Origin of the sequence: Pseudomonas fluorescens, from assembly GCF_900636825.1 — a bacterium.
Taxonomy (GTDB): domain Bacteria; phylum Pseudomonadota; class Gammaproteobacteria; order Pseudomonadales; family Pseudomonadaceae; genus Aquipseudomonas; species Aquipseudomonas fluorescens_BG.
On record NZ_LR134318.1, the window covers coordinates 791,878 to 805,310 of the forward strand.

A 13,433-nucleotide genomic window follows, 5' to 3' on the forward strand; every position below is an offset into this window, starting at 1 on the left:
ACGGGGCCCTAACGCCATGATGACCAATTCCAAGCTCTATCCTGTTACAAGTGCTGTCACAAACTCTGCTCTAACTCTCAGGCCGACCACGAGGCTCGCTAAGCCCTATCACTACAGGCGCAACGGCATCTACTATCTACGCCTCAGAGAGACCGGCAGCACCACGCAGGCCACCTCAGTATCCCTCAAGACCTCCGATAGAAAGGCCGCTATGGACGCTTCAAGACGACTTGCCGAGACCATCAAGTCTTTCCATCTGGATCACCCTGAGGCCACTTGGAGTGAGCTTCGAGAACATTTGCTGTGGGTCGCTGAGGGGCTCCTGTCGTGTTCCCATGATGTCCACTCGCTGCGTGACTGGGGCGACCTGTATGAGGACGTTAGAACGAACCTGACGGAGATTGCCGCAACGATGTCCCTCAACGTCGATCAGCATGAGCATGTAACCAAGGCTAAAGATGTGATGGCTGCTGCTCAGGTTCGATTACAGGGCGACTCAGTGCCACTGGTCAAGATCATTAGGGACCTTGAAGCCGACCCTAAGTCAGTCTTGAAGCACGTGAGTGACGTGTCTCTGTCTACATCTGTAAAGTCTCCCGCAATGACCTTTGAGGCCCTCTCAGTTCTCTACTTGGCAGACCGAGCTCAGGACCAGAAAGCATCGACCCTCAAGGAAACCAAGGTATGCCACGGCACTCTCTCAGCGTCTCTCGGTAGTCTGGATCTGCGCAACCACTCAAGGGAGGACCTTGTGGCTCTGCGTGATCGACTCTCTGAAGGGCGTATGCCTTCAACGGTCAACAAGCTGCTGGTGAAGCTATCGGCTGTCCTGACGTGGGCGAAAGACAATGGTCACTTGGTCAATACTTACGACAAGAAGCTCAAGCTCACCAAGGGCCTTGAGTCCACCCGTAAGGCATTCTCTCAGGCTCAGGTCAGTACGCTGATGGCCTACGCGAACAGTCTTCCAGAGACCTCATGGAAACGTTGGATGCTTAGCCTCGGGATAATTACAGGCGGTCGACTCAATGAGATCTCCCAGTTATGCGTTGGCGACATCCAGACCCTTGATTCAGGTGTCACCGTTATCCATATCAACGAGGTTGGTGAGGGTAAATCCATTAAGAACAAACGCAGCGAACGACTGGTGCCGTTGACCGATGGTGCCTATGGCTTCGACCTTGCCGCATTCTTGCGTTACGTCGAGTCGTGCAAACGGTCAGGGTCATTAGCGCTGGCTCAGATCGGGTACAAGACAGCCGGGGAATGGGCGAACCAACAAGCCATTCCGGCAGCGCTTGGAGATTCCTTTACGGCTGGTCTGACTTTCCATTCGTTGCGTCACTCGTTGGCTTCCCTTATGCAGGTCAAAGGGGTCCCTGTAGTCCACGCTCAGGCCGTCATGGGACACGCGTCAGGTACCATTACGTTCGATACATATGGCTCTGGCGTTCCCGTTGAGGTGATCGCTGAGATGCTCCGTGGATTGCTTGATGGAAGTCGTGTCGACCTCTGAGGGCGCTAAAAGTGCGTCAATCGAATCCTGTTCTTTGACGCACTCGCCAGCTTAATCATTCACCGAGAGTGTTAGTCCCAACGTTCAATCTCCACTGCACCGGGCCTTGCAAGATTGTGTGCTGGTGATGATTTTGAGGTGGGAATGGATCACCATTGTTGGATGTGATTTCTTTTCTACATCCAGTGCAACGGTAAATCCCAGATGCCGGAACGAGTTGTCCGGGGCCAAATGTTTGATTCCATAGCGGTGTTGGATTGTCAGCGAGTGTTAAAAATGAGGTTGCGATGTACCACGCCATAGTTACTCTCCATGCGAATGAGCGTTGGGCCACTTGAGCATAGGCTGTTTTCGTAATGCCGATAGGCCACTTTGTTGTAATTTTGTGTCAAGAGGCAGAGCGCCTTAAACCAGCCTCTCCTTCGCTGCGAACCAAATGGCCTGCTTGAACGGCAGCCACTAAAATTTAGAGGGGTATTCATGACACCTGAGAACGATGCGAACAACATTAAGTGGTTGATGACAGACCTAATGGTTGATTTGGCATCAGCGGTAGGCATGGCGCGTGACGTCATAATTTCTCATGATCCGCTTGTGCCCATTAAAAGCATGGGGCGGCTCAGAGTGTGTAATCACTTCATAGTCCTGACCCTGTTTAAGTTACATGAGGTTAGAAAAGGCTATGGGCAGTTTTTTCATCGTCTTCCGAGTGAAGCTACGGTATCGCTTTATCAGGCTGCGAAAGACATCGAAGCCAAGCAGATTTGTCAGTTCAGAAATAAATACGCCGCTCATATATTTGATAAGGATTCAAAAAATCCCATTTCACTCAAAAAAGCGGAGGAGTTGTTGCTCTCGATTACAGGCAAAGACAATTCTGATTGCTTGAGCTTTTACGATTGGATATGCCCTGTAGGTTGGAAAGCTGATCAGAAATGCGTTGTGAGTACGGTGGTGGCCATGCGCGATTACTGTATGGGGCTGCCGGGTGGAGAGCTGGAGAGACCTTAGCCAACAAAGTCCCCCCACTATGACGACATAGATTAAAAACCCTCACATATAGGGAGACACACCATTCCCACTGTAACCGCTCAGTCACCCCGAGGTGACCCAGTGGGCAAGGCTCATCGTGACAGCGTGGTTCACTCCACCAGACACATGAGACCACCAAGTCAGAACCCCTCGGGGTCCTCTGAGGTCCAGTTACGGGGACCATCTCAACGATACTGTCTGTCGAGCCTCTGAATGGCTTGATGGACCCTTAATAGGTTTGGGCCTCCTATTACTGATCGTGGGATTACAGGGACCTTTTACTTAAAGATCCTCTATGAGGAATATCAGGTAGTAATCTTTATATTCTCTCTCTAAGTTGAAAGACTTTAAGAGCCCTTTAAGTACAGGGGCTAAGGTCTTCTCAGACCATGATTGCAAGCAACGGCATCATATGGTCACTCACCATGACTCGTTAAGTGGTCTCTGAGCTCTCAGGTGTCCTCAATATTGGATGCCGGTTAAAAACCCTCACATACACCGGACACACCGTTCGTCTCTAAGGCCATTCGCATGGTCACTTCATTAACAGAGTCTTTCTGATTGCTCCCTGAGCCACTCGCCAGAACCCGTCATGGGGTCTCTGTGCTGGCCCGTGGATGCGAACTCAGGGAGCAATCAAAAGGAAATCATGAATATGAACATCAAGCACAAGCACGCAGGTCACGTAATCATCATCGACGGTCAGGCCTTTAAAGCTAACGATTCGGGTATGTGGAACTTGACCGACATCTGGCGCACCTTGAAATTGCCTGCAAGGAAAGGGCCCGGTAAATGGGCTGAGCTGAAAGAGGCTCAACGATTGGCAGCTTCCGGGAAAGTCGAAAGCTCCAATGGCAGAGGGACCCTTGCGACCAAACAGGCAGCGATCAGGTATGCCGCATGGGTTTCCTCAAAGTTCGAAGACTTGGTCTACGACGCCTTCGAGGCCATCCTTGAAATGCCCGAGGTCGCTCTATTGGTCGCCGACAAGATGCGTAATATCGGACACGACCACAGTGCAGCCATCCTTGAGCGCCATATCTTCAACGATAAGAGCGACTGGTATAGCTTGGGTCGTCGGACTCCAAAGAAGCTGACGGCACAGCAACAGGAACAGCATCGTTTGTTCCGTGCTGCCCAGCGTAATGATCGAAAGTCAGGAGCTTTCTGAGATGACCTACCTCGATCTAATCAACAGCCTGTGTCTTACCCCAGCGTCACGCATGAAGTTAATCAGCATCCGCAATCATTGGACTGACAGCTACAAACGCAAGATGGTCTCAGTGATCCATCCCTTGGGTGGCCGTGTGGTCGATCAAGTTGCCCTTGAGGCTCACCTTCACGGGTACTTGGTGACCTTCATGCACAGCCTTATAGCCGCAGGAGTCCACCTTGACGCTCTCTTGATGGTTCCTTTGACCGTGCCGTTGAACCGACAACCAATTACTTACAGCCGAGTCCTGGACCTCTCTTCTGAGTCCGCTCAAGTCGTTTAAGGCCCCCCGCATCTTGGGCGGTTGAATCCACCAGTAAGAACCGTAAGACCCTCACCAAAGTGCCCAATAGGACAGTCCGCCATGCTGCCCGAAGGTCCCTTGACGACCCGCAAAAGCTCCAACCCCAGTCGTCGAATACATCCCTCAAACCCAGAACATATAGACAAGCCGTGACGGCGCCGGAGTGGCTTACTCCTTAGCCTCTGGTCTTCGTCGCCCATGCGGCACGGCTTGATCTATGTGTCTATTAGGAGACACAACCACATGAAACTGAACATCGTAAGCACCCCTGATCGTCTTGAAGTTCAAGGCCAAAACGTATCCCGAGAATATGCCGAAGGCGCAATGCTCGCAGGCTTGTTGGCTATGGCTGGCAAGAACGACAACAAGGTCACTGAGATCGTCCGTCAGTACCGTGATGCTGGGCTGAGTACCTCTGCGTTCCCTGTAGAGACTCGTCGAGCCTTCACGATCTTCGCAAGGGAAGAACAGCAAGAGACCAAGCGCGCCGCTGAGGCTGCATGGTTCGCTGAACGAGCCAAAGAGCAAGTACCTCCGACTCCACTTGAGGCCGCACGTAAACGCGCCGTCAGGGAGACCCAAAACGAGCGCATTCGCCGTATGGGTGCTGAGACCCGAGCTGCCCGTGGCGGCGGCGCATGGTCATCGTTCCCCGACTTTGACTGATCCCTTTACGAACCTTTCAAGACAACTTATTCAGGAGTAATTACACATGATGAAACGCGATCAATACGAGGCCCCTAACGCCTATACCGTGTCCCAAACAGAAGGCTCCACCCGTATTCAGTTCACCCGTGCCGACAAGATCAAAGAAGGTATGGCATCGGACACCAGCATTTACGTCGAGGTCTTTTCTCAGGCACTCGATGAGTACTTCAATGAGGGCGATTGGAAGGAGGAAGCAGCTAATGCTATTCCTTGCGAGTTCCGGCCAGCCAAGACGGAGCCGACAGCCCAACAACTGGTCGTAATGCAAAACCGTTCGGTTGCCTTCGACCCTCGTACCAGCATCTACGATGACAAATCAGAATTCACCAACGGTGAGGCTGTGGTCGGTGACGTGATCTTCACGGAGCCTTGCGACAAGGCTGCATTGTTTTCCTTCCGTGCCACTTTCTTGGACGCTCATCTCATTGCTGGCTGGTCCGGTGAAGGCTTGCAGCAGACCGGTAAGAAGCTGCTGGATGACTTTGAGCTGACCTGTGGTGGTGTCGTTGCTGGGATCTTGAAGGACGCTAAGTCTACCGAGACCAAGACCGTGACGGGCGCCTTGAGCGCAACTCCGCGAGAGCGTGCAGAAGACATCATCGACGCCTTGACCATGCATTTGAACCTCGCCGTAGGCCGAGACCTTGAGTCCTTCGTGCTGCTGATGCCTGTGGCCTTGTCGGCTGTGTTGAACCGTGCCGCTCAGCGTGCTGGCCACGATGACCTTGAGGACTATTTGGGAACCCGCACTCAGTTCTACTCAGGTGAAGACCATGGTGTGTTCATGCTGCCGATGGGCTTCGCTTCGCTATCGTTCCGTGAAGGACCAGACGGTGACATCTGGAACGTAACGACCACTCGCAACCCGGCCATTCAAGGTTGGGATCTCGAAGTTACTGGTGTGGCTGACGTAATTGCTCAGGGCAAAGTTCGCTTGAAGCTGGCCAACCCTGCCGACCCAACCGAGAAGTTCCAAACCGAGACGGTTAGCTTTCCGCTAATCACTCGTGTGGTCTTTTCTGCCGAGTAACGCCATCACCATTAAGAACCATTGGGTTCCCGTCACGGGGACCTTGTGGGTCTCGTGGGAAGCCTCAAGCCTAAGGTTTAAAGTTTCAACCGCTTGAAATCCGGGTGTTTGAGGCTTCACCACGAAACCTACCGCTACACGCGTCGCATAAAGAGGAGCCTTTACGATGGTCCATACGAAACTGTGGGCAGTCGTTAAGGCTGTCCTTCTGTCCAAAGCATTCTGGAAGCTTGTTGGCATCCTTGGGGCAACCTTCGGAATTGCTAACGCTGAGACAGTCTTTGAGGTCCTTGGTGAGCTTGTCACTGAGGTCTACGCGGACACTTGAGGGACCTAAAAGGCTGATGGAAATATGGGGAAAATTTCTCTAACACCACCTCAGTCATGATTCCCATGCAAATACCCCCGTAGGCCCTTGCGCCTGTGTCCAACGCTTGCCTGTGGGGGGACTTGGTCGCGCATGCACACGCCACTGTAAGTCCCCTTTCGACTGTCACAAGTCGTGTCACAACTCCTGTCACAAGTCGTTGCCAAGAGCCTGATTAGGTCGTTAGGATAGGTCTCCCTTGCTCCTTGTAGATTCTCCGTCTGCGAACAGTAGGACACGCGTTTCGCCCAGCAGTAGCGGGCCATTGAGCTCAGTCACCTCTCTTATGTAATCCCATAACAGAGTGATTCTTTTGAGCTTGCGCAAATCCTCCCGGCAGTACATCCAGAACTGCCGGGTAATGTCGATTTCCTCGGGCAGCACTGGCAGCAGTCGCGGATCCTGGGCGGCGAGGAAGCACGGCAGAATCGCCAGCGAACGACCTTGCTGCGCCGCCACGAATTGCGCGATCACGCTGGTGCTGCGCAAATGTGCGTTGGCGCCGGGTAGCACGTTGGCCAGATAGAGCAGCTCCGAGCTGAACGCCAGATCGTCCACATAACTGATGAATTGATGCTTGCTCAAATCGGCGGGGCGGCGAATGGGCGGGTGTTTGTCCAGATAGTCCTGGGTCGCGTAGAGCTGTAAACGATAGTCACAGAGTTTGCAGCAGACGTACGGGCCGTGTTCCGGACGCTCGAGGGCGATGACGATATCGGCTTCGCGCTTGGACAGGCTGATGAAGTGCGGCAGCGGCAGGATGTCCACTGAGATTGCCGGATAGGCATCGACGAAATGGCTCAGTTGCGGGGTAATGAAAAAGCTGCCGAAGCCTTCGGTGCAACCCATGCGCACGTGCCCGGACAGCGCCACGCCAGAGCCCGAAACCTGCTCGCAGGCCATGTGCAATGTGCTTTCAATCGACTCGGCGTATCCGAGCAAACGCTGGCCCTCGGTGGTCAGGACGAAACCGCTGGTGCGCGATTTTTCGAACAGCAACGTGCCGAGCGCAGCTTCCAGCGAGCTGATCCGTCGCGACACTGTCGTGTAATCCACGGCCAGGCGTTTGGCGGCGGTGCTGGCCTTGCGCGTGCGGGCGACTTCGAGGAAAAACTTCAGGTCGTCCCAGTTCAGCGAGCCTAGCGAGGTGATGTTTTTTTGCATGATGGACGGGCTTATATGTGCGTTCTTGTTAGAAGTTTGCACATCTATACTCCAAAAACAGTCCGACAACCAATTCGTGACACACGCCTCATCTCAAGGCGAACCTTTCGCCTTGGCTCCTACGATAAAAACAAGTTTCGGAGACCAGCATGAACGCATCGCTTACGCCCAACGACACCACGCTGCAGCAGGTCAAGCTGCTAATCGACGGCGAGTGGGTCGAATCGCAAACCACTGAATGGCACGACATCGTCAACCCCGCGACCCAGCAAGTGCTAGCCAGGGTTCCGTTCGCCACGGCCGCCGAAGTCGATGCCGCCGTCAGCGCCGCGCAGCGTGCGTTTCAGACCTGGAAACTGACCCCGATCGGCGCGCGGATGCGCATCATGCTCAAGCTGCAAGCGCTGATTCGCGAGCATTCCAAACGCATCGCCTTGGTGCTCAGCGCCGAGCAGGGCAAGACCATTGCCGACGCCGAGGGCGATATTTTCCGTGGCCTGGAAGTGGTCGAGCATGCCTGCTCCATCGGCACCCTGCAGATGGGCGAGTTCGCCGAGAACGTTGCCGGCGGCGTCGACACCTACACCCTGCGTCAGCCAATCGGCGTTTGCGCGGGCATCACCCCGTTCAACTTTCCGGCAATGATTCCGCTGTGGATGTTTCCGATGGCGATCGCCTGCGGCAACACCTTCGTCTTGAAACCTTCGGAACAGGACCCGCTGTCGACCATGCTGTTGGTCGAGTTGGCGGTCGAGGCCGGCGTGCCGGCGGGTGTGTTGAATGTGGTTCACGGCGGCAAGGATGTGGTCGACGGCCTGTGCACGCACAAGGACATCAAAGCCGTGTCGTTCGTCGGTTCTACCGCTGTCGGCACCCACGTTTATGACCTGGCCGGCAAACACGGCAAACGCGTGCAGTCGATGATGGGCGCAAAAAACCACGCTGTGGTGCTGCCGGATGCGAATCGCGAGCAAGCGCTGAATGCCTTGGTCGGTGCCGGTTTCGGTGCCGCCGGGCAACGCTGCATGGCCACTTCGGTAGTGGTGCTGGTCGGTGCGGCGAAACAATGGCTGCCGGATCTGAAAGCGCTGGCGCAGAAACTCAAGGTCAACGCCGGCAGCGAGCCGGGCACCGATGTCGGCCCGGTGATCTCGAAAAAGGCCAAGGCGCGCATCCTTGAGCTGATCGAAAGCGGCATCAAGGAAGGCGCCAGGCTTGAACTGGACGGCCGCGATATAAATGTTCCGGGCTACGAGCAGGGCAACTTTGTCGGCCCGACCCTGTTCTCCGGCGTGACCACCGACATGCAGATATATACCCAGGAAATTTTCGGCCCGGTGCTGGTAGTGCTGGAAGTCGACACCCTCGATCAGGCCATTGCGCTGGTCAACGCCAACCCGTTTGGTAACGGCACTGGCCTGTTCACGCAGAGCGGCGCAGCGGCGCGCAAATTCCAGAGCGAAATCGACGTCGGTCAGGTCGGCATCAACATTCCGATTCCGGTACCGGTGCCGTTCTTCAGTTTCACCGGTTCGCGCGGGTCGAAACTCGGCGACCTCGGCCCATACGGCAAGCAAGTGGTGCAGTTCTACACGCAGACCAAAACGGTCACGGCGCGCTGGTTCGATGACGACAGCGTCAACGACGGCGTAAACACCACCATCAACCTGCGCTGAGGATCCGATCATGAAAATCGCATTTATCGGGCTGGGCAACATGGGTGCGCCGATGGCGCGCAACCTGATCAAGGCCGGTCACTCGCTGAACCTGGTTGACCTGAACAAAACCGTGCTGGCGGAACTGGAACAACTGGGCGGCACCATTCGCGCCTCGGCGCGCGAGGCGGCGGAAGATGCTGAACTGGTGATCACCATGCTTCCGGCCGCTGTGCATGTGCGCACCGTCTGGCTGGGCGAAGAGGGCGTACTCGCCGGTATTCGTCAAGGCGTGCCAGCGGTGGATTGCAGCACCATCGATCCACAGACCGCTCGTGATGTCGCGACCGCTGCCGCCAAACACGGTGTGGCCATGGCCGATGCGCCAGTCTCCGGCGGCACTGGCGGCGCGACTGCCGGAACGCTGACGTTCATGGTTGGCGCCACTCCGGAACTGTTCGCCACCCTGCAACCGGTGCTGGCGCAGATGGGCCGCAACATCGTGCATTGCGGCGAAGTCGGCACCGGGCAGATCGCCAAGATCTGCAACAACCTGTTGCTGGCGATTTCGATGGTGGGTGTCAGTGAAGCGATGGCTCTGGGCGACGCCCTGGGTATCGACACCGGCGTGCTGGCCGGCATTATCAACAGCTCGACCGGGCGCTGCTGGAGTTCGGAAATGTACAACCCGTGGCCGGGCATCGTCGAAACGGCTCCGGCGTCGCGCGGTTACACCGGTGGTTTTGGTGCGGAGCTGATGCTCAAGGATCTGGGGCTGGCGACGGAAGCGGCGCGGCAGGCGCACCAACCGGTGGTGCTTGGCGCGGTGGCGCAGCAGTTGTATCAGGCGATGAGTCAGCGCGGCGACGGCGGCAAAGATTTTTCGGCGATCATCAATAGCTATCGCAAACCGCAGTAGGTCAAGACGGTTCCTTTGTGGTGAGGGGATAAATCCCCTCGCCACAGGATTCAAGTCAACTCGGGACATTTGCCGGGAAATCACGTCGGGTGATTTCCCGGCTTTTCTGCATCAAGCGAACACGAAATATTTGCGCACGGTTTCAACCACTTCCCACGTGCCTTTCATGCCCGGCTCAACCACGAAGATATCGCCAGCGCGCAGGTGGATCGGCGCCATGCCGTCCGGGGTGATTACGCAGTAGCCTTCCTGGAAATGGCAGTATTCCCACTTCACGTATTCCACGCGCCACTTGCCCGGCGTGCAGATCCACGTGCCCATGATCTTGCTGCCGTCTTCGCTGGTGTAGGCGTTGAGATTGACGGTGTGCGGGTCGCCTTCGAGTTTTTCCCACTTGCAGGCGTCGAGAACTGGCAGCGGATGGGTGTCGCGCAGAACGGTGATCGGGGCGGTTGCGGTCATGAGGACTCCGGGGCAGTGGACTTTGAGAAATGAAGTCGCACCCTATAGCGCCCGGTTGTCGCTCAGTTGTCTGGGGTCGACATCGAGCTGCTCAGAAACGCGCGCATTGGTGAGCGCTTGTAACAACGCCTGGGCGTAACCCGGCAGGGCGGCGAAATCTCTCGCGCAGAGCATTAACGTGCGGCGCGCCCACGGCTCGTCAAGAGGTACGCAGGCGAACTGTTCGACTTTCGCACGTTCGACAGCTGCCAATGGCACGATGGCCAGTCCAGCGCCACGAGCAACCATGCGCATCGCGCCATCAAAGCCATCGGCACGAATGCGCACCTGCATGCGCGAGCCGCTGTGCAGCGCCTGTTCTTCCAGGTAAATCGCCAATGCGCTGTTGGCGCTCAGTCCGACAAAGTCGTGTTGCAGCGCGTCGCTGAAACTGACCATGGCGGCGTCAGATAACGGGTGACCAAGGGGCAGAATCAGCACCAATGGATCGTCACGAAACGCGCGTGTCTGTAGTCCATTGACGTCGACCGCGTGGGAAACTATGCCCAGATCCGCTGCGCCTTCACGCAAGGCATGGGTAATTCGCGCGCTAGGCAGCTCCTGTAAATCGATGTCGAGATTGGGGTGGATGCGCAGAAAATCCGCGAGGACTTCCGGCAGGTATTCGGTGATCGCCGTGGTATTGCACAGCAGCCGCACTTGGCCTTTGACGCCTTTTGCGTACTCGGCCAGATCCTGCTGCAAGCGTTCGGCCTGTTGCAAGAGAATGCGCGCGTGGCGGGCAAGGGCTTTGCCGGCGGGCGTCGGAGTGACGCCACGGCGACCGCGTTCGAGGAATTCGGCACCCAGCGAGGCCTCCATCGCGCGGATTCTGGCGCTGGCGGCGGCGAGGGATAAATGGCTGCGGGCGGCGCCAGCGGTGATGTTGCCGGTGTCGAGGATGTGCAGGTAGAGGCGCAGGTCGGTGAGGTCGAAGTGCATGGGGTTTGCCTCTGATTTTGTGGTGTCTGGGCTGGCCCTTTCGCTGGCAAGCCAGCTCCCACAGGTTTCATTGTTGATCTCTAAATGGATGAACCACCGAGATCCTGTGGGAGCTGGCTTGCCAGCGATGAGGCCCGATGCATCACTGAAACATCAGCCTCTTGCAGGAGAAGAGGCAGCCTCATTATATGGCAGATTTCCTGCCAGCCTCGATCAGTGCAATGTAGCGCCCATGAATACACTTATCGACTATTACCAAACCCTCGGCATGAGCCTGTCGTTACTGGTCATCGCCACCTTCCTTCTTGCCGGCATGATCAAAGGCGTCATCGGTCTCGGCCTGCCCACCGTCGCCATGGGCTTGCTCGGTTTGGCTATGGCGCCGTCGCAGGCAGCCGCGCTGTTGATCATTCCATCCACCCTGACCAACCTCTGGCAACTGGCATTCGGCGGTCAACTCAAGCAATTGGCCAGGCGCCTCTGGCCGATGCTACTGATGATTTTCATCGGCACCGGCATCGGCACAATCTGGATCGGCATGTCTGGCGGTCACTGGGTTGTTCGCGGACTCGGCGCGGCGCTGTTGCTGTATGCGTTGAGCGGACTGTTTCTGCCCACGCTGCACGTCGATCCGCGGCATGAGCGGTGGCTGGGACCGCTGTGTGGCCTGATCACCGGTATCATCACCTCAGCCACCGGAGTGTTCGTGATTCCAGCGGTGCCTTACTTGCAGGCCTTGGGCCTGAACCGCGACGAACTGGTGCAGGCGCTTGGTCTGTCGTTCACCGTCTCGACTTTGGCGTTGGCGGTTGGCCTGCTTTCGCACGGCGCCCTCGGCGGTCGCGAGTTGAACGCCTCGCTGCTGGCGCTGATACCGGCCATGCTCGGCATGTGGCTCGGCCAGTGGCTGCGGCAACGTATCAGTGCCGTGCTGTTCAAGCGCGTTTTCTTTATCGGTGTGGGCGTGCTCGGCGCCCATTTATTGATCAGCGGTTAGCCGAGGCTTCGCTGAGCATATCGATCGGACGGATATCGAAATCACGTTCGAGATACTCCATGCGTTTGGCGAAGAACTCCTTCATGTGTGGCAACGCCGAGTGCACATCCAGATGCGCCTGGCTTTCCCAGATTTCGTAAAAAATAAACAGCGTCGGATCTTCTTTGTCGCGAAGCATGTGGTACTCGATGCAACCCGGTTCGGCGCGGCTCGGCTCGACGTAGGCACGGAACAGCGCCTCGAACGCGACGGCTTTTTCCGGGCGGGTTTTGGCGTGCAGGATGAAACCCTGGCGTTCACTCATCGCAACTTTCCTCTCATTCAGAAAAGCCGCGAATGCTACGGCAACAATGCATTGTCGATTCGTGCGTTTTGGTCAATTGTATTTTGCGCCGACGTGGCTGTTTCCGCGCGAGGACGCTGGGTAATCTGCCGCCATTCCCGATTCCTGTTTCAATCCAGCCCCAAGGGCTGCGCCGAGGTTTTTCGATGAAAAAAGTCCTGTTGCTTAATGGCGGTAAAAAATTCGCCCACTCCGATGGCCGTTACAACACCACGCTGCACGAAGCTGCGCTGAGCGTGCTCGATCGTGGCGGTGTCGACGTCAAGACCACCTTTATCGATGAGGGTTACGACGTCGCCGAAGAAGTGGCGAAGTTTCTTTGGGCCGACGTAATCATTTATCAAATGCCGGGCTGGTGGATGGGCGCGCCATGGACGGTGAAAAAGTACCTCGACGAGGTCTTCACCGAAGGCCACGGCAGCCTCTACGCCAGCGATGGCCGCACCCGTTCCGATGCCTCGCAGAAGTACGGCAGCGGTGGGCTGATCCAGGGCAAGCAATACATGCTGTCGCTGACCTGGAATGCGCCGCAGCAAGCGTTCGATGATCCGAGCGATTTCTTCGAAGCCAAAGGTGTTGATGCGGTTTACTTCCCGTTTCACAAGGCCAACGAGTTCCTTGGCATGACCGCGCTGCCGACCTTTCTCTGCGTTGACGTGATGAAGCGTCCCAACATCGAGAATGATGTGGTGCGTTATGAGCAGCATCTGAAACAGGTTTTTGCGCTCAAGGCTTGAGGCGT

At 56.3% G+C, this 13,433-nt stretch carries 14 protein-coding genes; 10 read left to right on the forward strand and 4 right to left on the reverse strand.

Annotated features, from left to right (window positions below; all coding sequences use genetic code 11):
* Nucleotides 1-16: 16 nt before the first annotated feature.
* The 6 genes from EL257_RS03480 to EL257_RS03510 all read left to right on the forward strand — a co-directional run bounded on the left by EL257_RS03480 (nt 17) and on the right by EL257_RS03510 (nt 5,803).
* Nucleotides 17-1,516 carry a tyrosine-type recombinase/integrase gene (locus EL257_RS03480; RefSeq protein WP_232013061.1) on the forward strand — a complete coding sequence of 500 codons (1,500 nt, stop codon included), beginning with the start codon at nt 17-19 and terminating at the stop codon, nt 1,514-1,516.
* A gap of 480 nt (nt 1,517-1,996) precedes the next feature.
* Entirely contained in the window at nt 1,997-2,527 is a 531-nt protein-coding gene (locus tag EL257_RS03490) for a hypothetical protein (protein WP_126359858.1), read from the forward strand.
* A gap of 670 nt (nt 2,528-3,197) precedes the next feature.
* Nucleotides 3,198-3,719 (forward strand): KilA-N domain-containing protein, encoded by a 522-nt coding sequence (locus EL257_RS03495; RefSeq protein WP_232013062.1) that lies wholly within the window; start codon nt 3,198-3,200, stop codon nt 3,717-3,719.
* Nucleotide 3,720: 1 nt separating this feature from the next.
* The gene (locus EL257_RS03500; RefSeq protein WP_126359863.1) at nt 3,721-4,044 is read left to right on the forward strand and encodes a hypothetical protein; all 324 of its coding nucleotides are present in this window, start codon (nt 3,721-3,723) and stop codon (nt 4,042-4,044) included.
* Nucleotides 4,045-4,308: 264 nt separating this feature from the next.
* Nucleotides 4,309-4,731, forward strand: coding sequence for a hypothetical protein (locus tag EL257_RS03505; protein WP_126359865.1), 423 nt, complete (start codon nt 4,309-4,311; stop codon nt 4,729-4,731).
* A 46-nt stretch (nt 4,732-4,777) separates the two neighbouring features.
* Nucleotides 4,778-5,803: a hypothetical protein gene (locus tag EL257_RS03510; protein ID WP_225931003.1), complete on the forward strand. Its 1,026-nt coding sequence runs from the start codon at nt 4,778-4,780 to the stop codon at nt 5,801-5,803.
* A gap of 550 nt (nt 5,804-6,353) precedes the next feature.
* Here the strand turns inward: EL257_RS03510 and EL257_RS03515 are convergent.
* Nucleotides 6,354-7,334: a LysR family transcriptional regulator gene (locus EL257_RS03515; RefSeq protein ID WP_126367977.1), complete on the reverse strand. Its 981-nt coding sequence runs from the start codon at nt 7,332-7,334 to the stop codon at nt 6,354-6,356.
* Between the two features lie 149 nt (nt 7,335-7,483).
* Here EL257_RS03515 and EL257_RS03520 point away from each other — a divergent pair, with 149 nt between their 5' ends.
* Nucleotides 7,484-9,010, forward strand: a complete 1,527-nt coding sequence (locus EL257_RS03520; RefSeq protein WP_126359867.1) for a CoA-acylating methylmalonate-semialdehyde dehydrogenase — start codon at nt 7,484-7,486, stop codon at nt 9,008-9,010.
* A gap of 10 nt (nt 9,011-9,020) precedes the next feature.
* Complete coding sequence (gene mmsB, locus EL257_RS03525) at nt 9,021-9,908, forward strand: 3-hydroxyisobutyrate dehydrogenase (RefSeq protein ID WP_126359869.1); 888 nt, start codon at nt 9,021-9,023, stop codon at nt 9,906-9,908.
* 111 nt (nt 9,909-10,019) lie between these two features.
* Here the strand turns inward: mmsB and EL257_RS03530 are convergent, their stop codons facing one another.
* Together EL257_RS03530 and EL257_RS03535 are read right to left on the reverse strand one after the other, a co-directional pair.
* Complete coding sequence (locus tag EL257_RS03530; RefSeq protein ID WP_122589396.1) at nt 10,020-10,370, reverse strand: cupin domain-containing protein; 351 nt, start codon at nt 10,368-10,370, stop codon at nt 10,020-10,022.
* Between the two features lie 42 nt (nt 10,371-10,412).
* Nucleotides 10,413-11,351 carry a LysR substrate-binding domain-containing protein gene (locus tag EL257_RS03535; RefSeq protein ID WP_126359871.1) on the reverse strand — a complete coding sequence of 313 codons (939 nt, stop codon included), beginning with the start codon at nt 11,349-11,351 and terminating at the stop codon, nt 10,413-10,415.
* Between the two features lie 232 nt (nt 11,352-11,583).
* Between EL257_RS03535 and EL257_RS03540 the strand changes: the two genes are divergently transcribed.
* Nucleotides 11,584-12,348, forward strand: a complete 765-nt coding sequence (locus EL257_RS03540; RefSeq protein ID WP_126359873.1) for a sulfite exporter TauE/SafE family protein — start codon at nt 11,584-11,586, stop codon at nt 12,346-12,348.
* Here EL257_RS03540 and EL257_RS03545 read toward each other — a convergent pair.
* Complete coding sequence (locus tag EL257_RS03545; protein ID WP_126359875.1) at nt 12,338-12,652, reverse strand: putative quinol monooxygenase; 315 nt, start codon at nt 12,650-12,652, stop codon at nt 12,338-12,340. The two genes, EL257_RS03540 and EL257_RS03545, sit on opposite strands and share 11 nt — an antisense overlap.
* A 185-nt stretch (nt 12,653-12,837) precedes the next feature.
* Between EL257_RS03545 and EL257_RS03550 the strand changes: the two genes are divergently transcribed.
* Complete coding sequence (locus EL257_RS03550) at nt 12,838-13,428, forward strand: NAD(P)H-dependent oxidoreductase (RefSeq protein WP_126359877.1); 591 nt, start codon at nt 12,838-12,840, stop codon at nt 13,426-13,428.
* Nucleotides 13,429-13,433: the final 5 nt, after the last annotated feature.

Bases quoted from the DNA above. Each gene is read 5' to 3' on its own strand.
- EL257_RS03480 (WP_232013061.1), top strand. From the start codon at position 17: ATGATGACCAATTCCAAGCTCTATCCTGTTACAAGTGCTGTCACAAAC.
- EL257_RS03490 (WP_126359858.1), top strand. From the start codon at position 1,997: ATGACACCTGAGAACGATGCGAACAACATTAAGTGGTTGATGACAGAC.
- EL257_RS03495 (WP_232013062.1), top strand. From the start codon at position 3,198: ATGAATATGAACATCAAGCACAAGCACGCAGGTCACGTAATCATCATC.
- EL257_RS03500 (WP_126359863.1), top strand. From the start codon at position 3,721: ATGACCTACCTCGATCTAATCAACAGCCTGTGTCTTACCCCAGCGTCA.
- EL257_RS03505 (WP_126359865.1), top strand. From the start codon at position 4,309: ATGAAACTGAACATCGTAAGCACCCCTGATCGTCTTGAAGTTCAAGGC.
- EL257_RS03510 (WP_225931003.1), top strand. From the start codon at position 4,778: ATGATGAAACGCGATCAATACGAGGCCCCTAACGCCTATACCGTGTCC.
- EL257_RS03515 (WP_126367977.1), bottom strand. From the start codon at position 7,334: ATGCAAAAAAACATCACCTCGCTAGGCTCGCTGAACTGGGACGACCTG.
- EL257_RS03520 (WP_126359867.1), top strand. From the start codon at position 7,484: ATGAACGCATCGCTTACGCCCAACGACACCACGCTGCAGCAGGTCAAG.
- mmsB (WP_126359869.1), top strand. From the start codon at position 9,021: ATGAAAATCGCATTTATCGGGCTGGGCAACATGGGTGCGCCGATGGCG.
- EL257_RS03530 (WP_122589396.1), bottom strand. From the start codon at position 10,370: ATGACCGCAACCGCCCCGATCACCGTTCTGCGCGACACCCATCCGCTG.
- EL257_RS03535 (WP_126359871.1), bottom strand. From the start codon at position 11,351: ATGCACTTCGACCTCACCGACCTGCGCCTCTACCTGCACATCCTCGAC.
- EL257_RS03540 (WP_126359873.1), top strand. From the start codon at position 11,584: ATGAATACACTTATCGACTATTACCAAACCCTCGGCATGAGCCTGTCG.
- EL257_RS03545 (WP_126359875.1), bottom strand. From the start codon at position 12,652: ATGAGTGAACGCCAGGGTTTCATCCTGCACGCCAAAACCCGCCCGGAA.
- EL257_RS03550 (WP_126359877.1), top strand. From the start codon at position 12,838: ATGAAAAAAGTCCTGTTGCTTAATGGCGGTAAAAAATTCGCCCACTCC.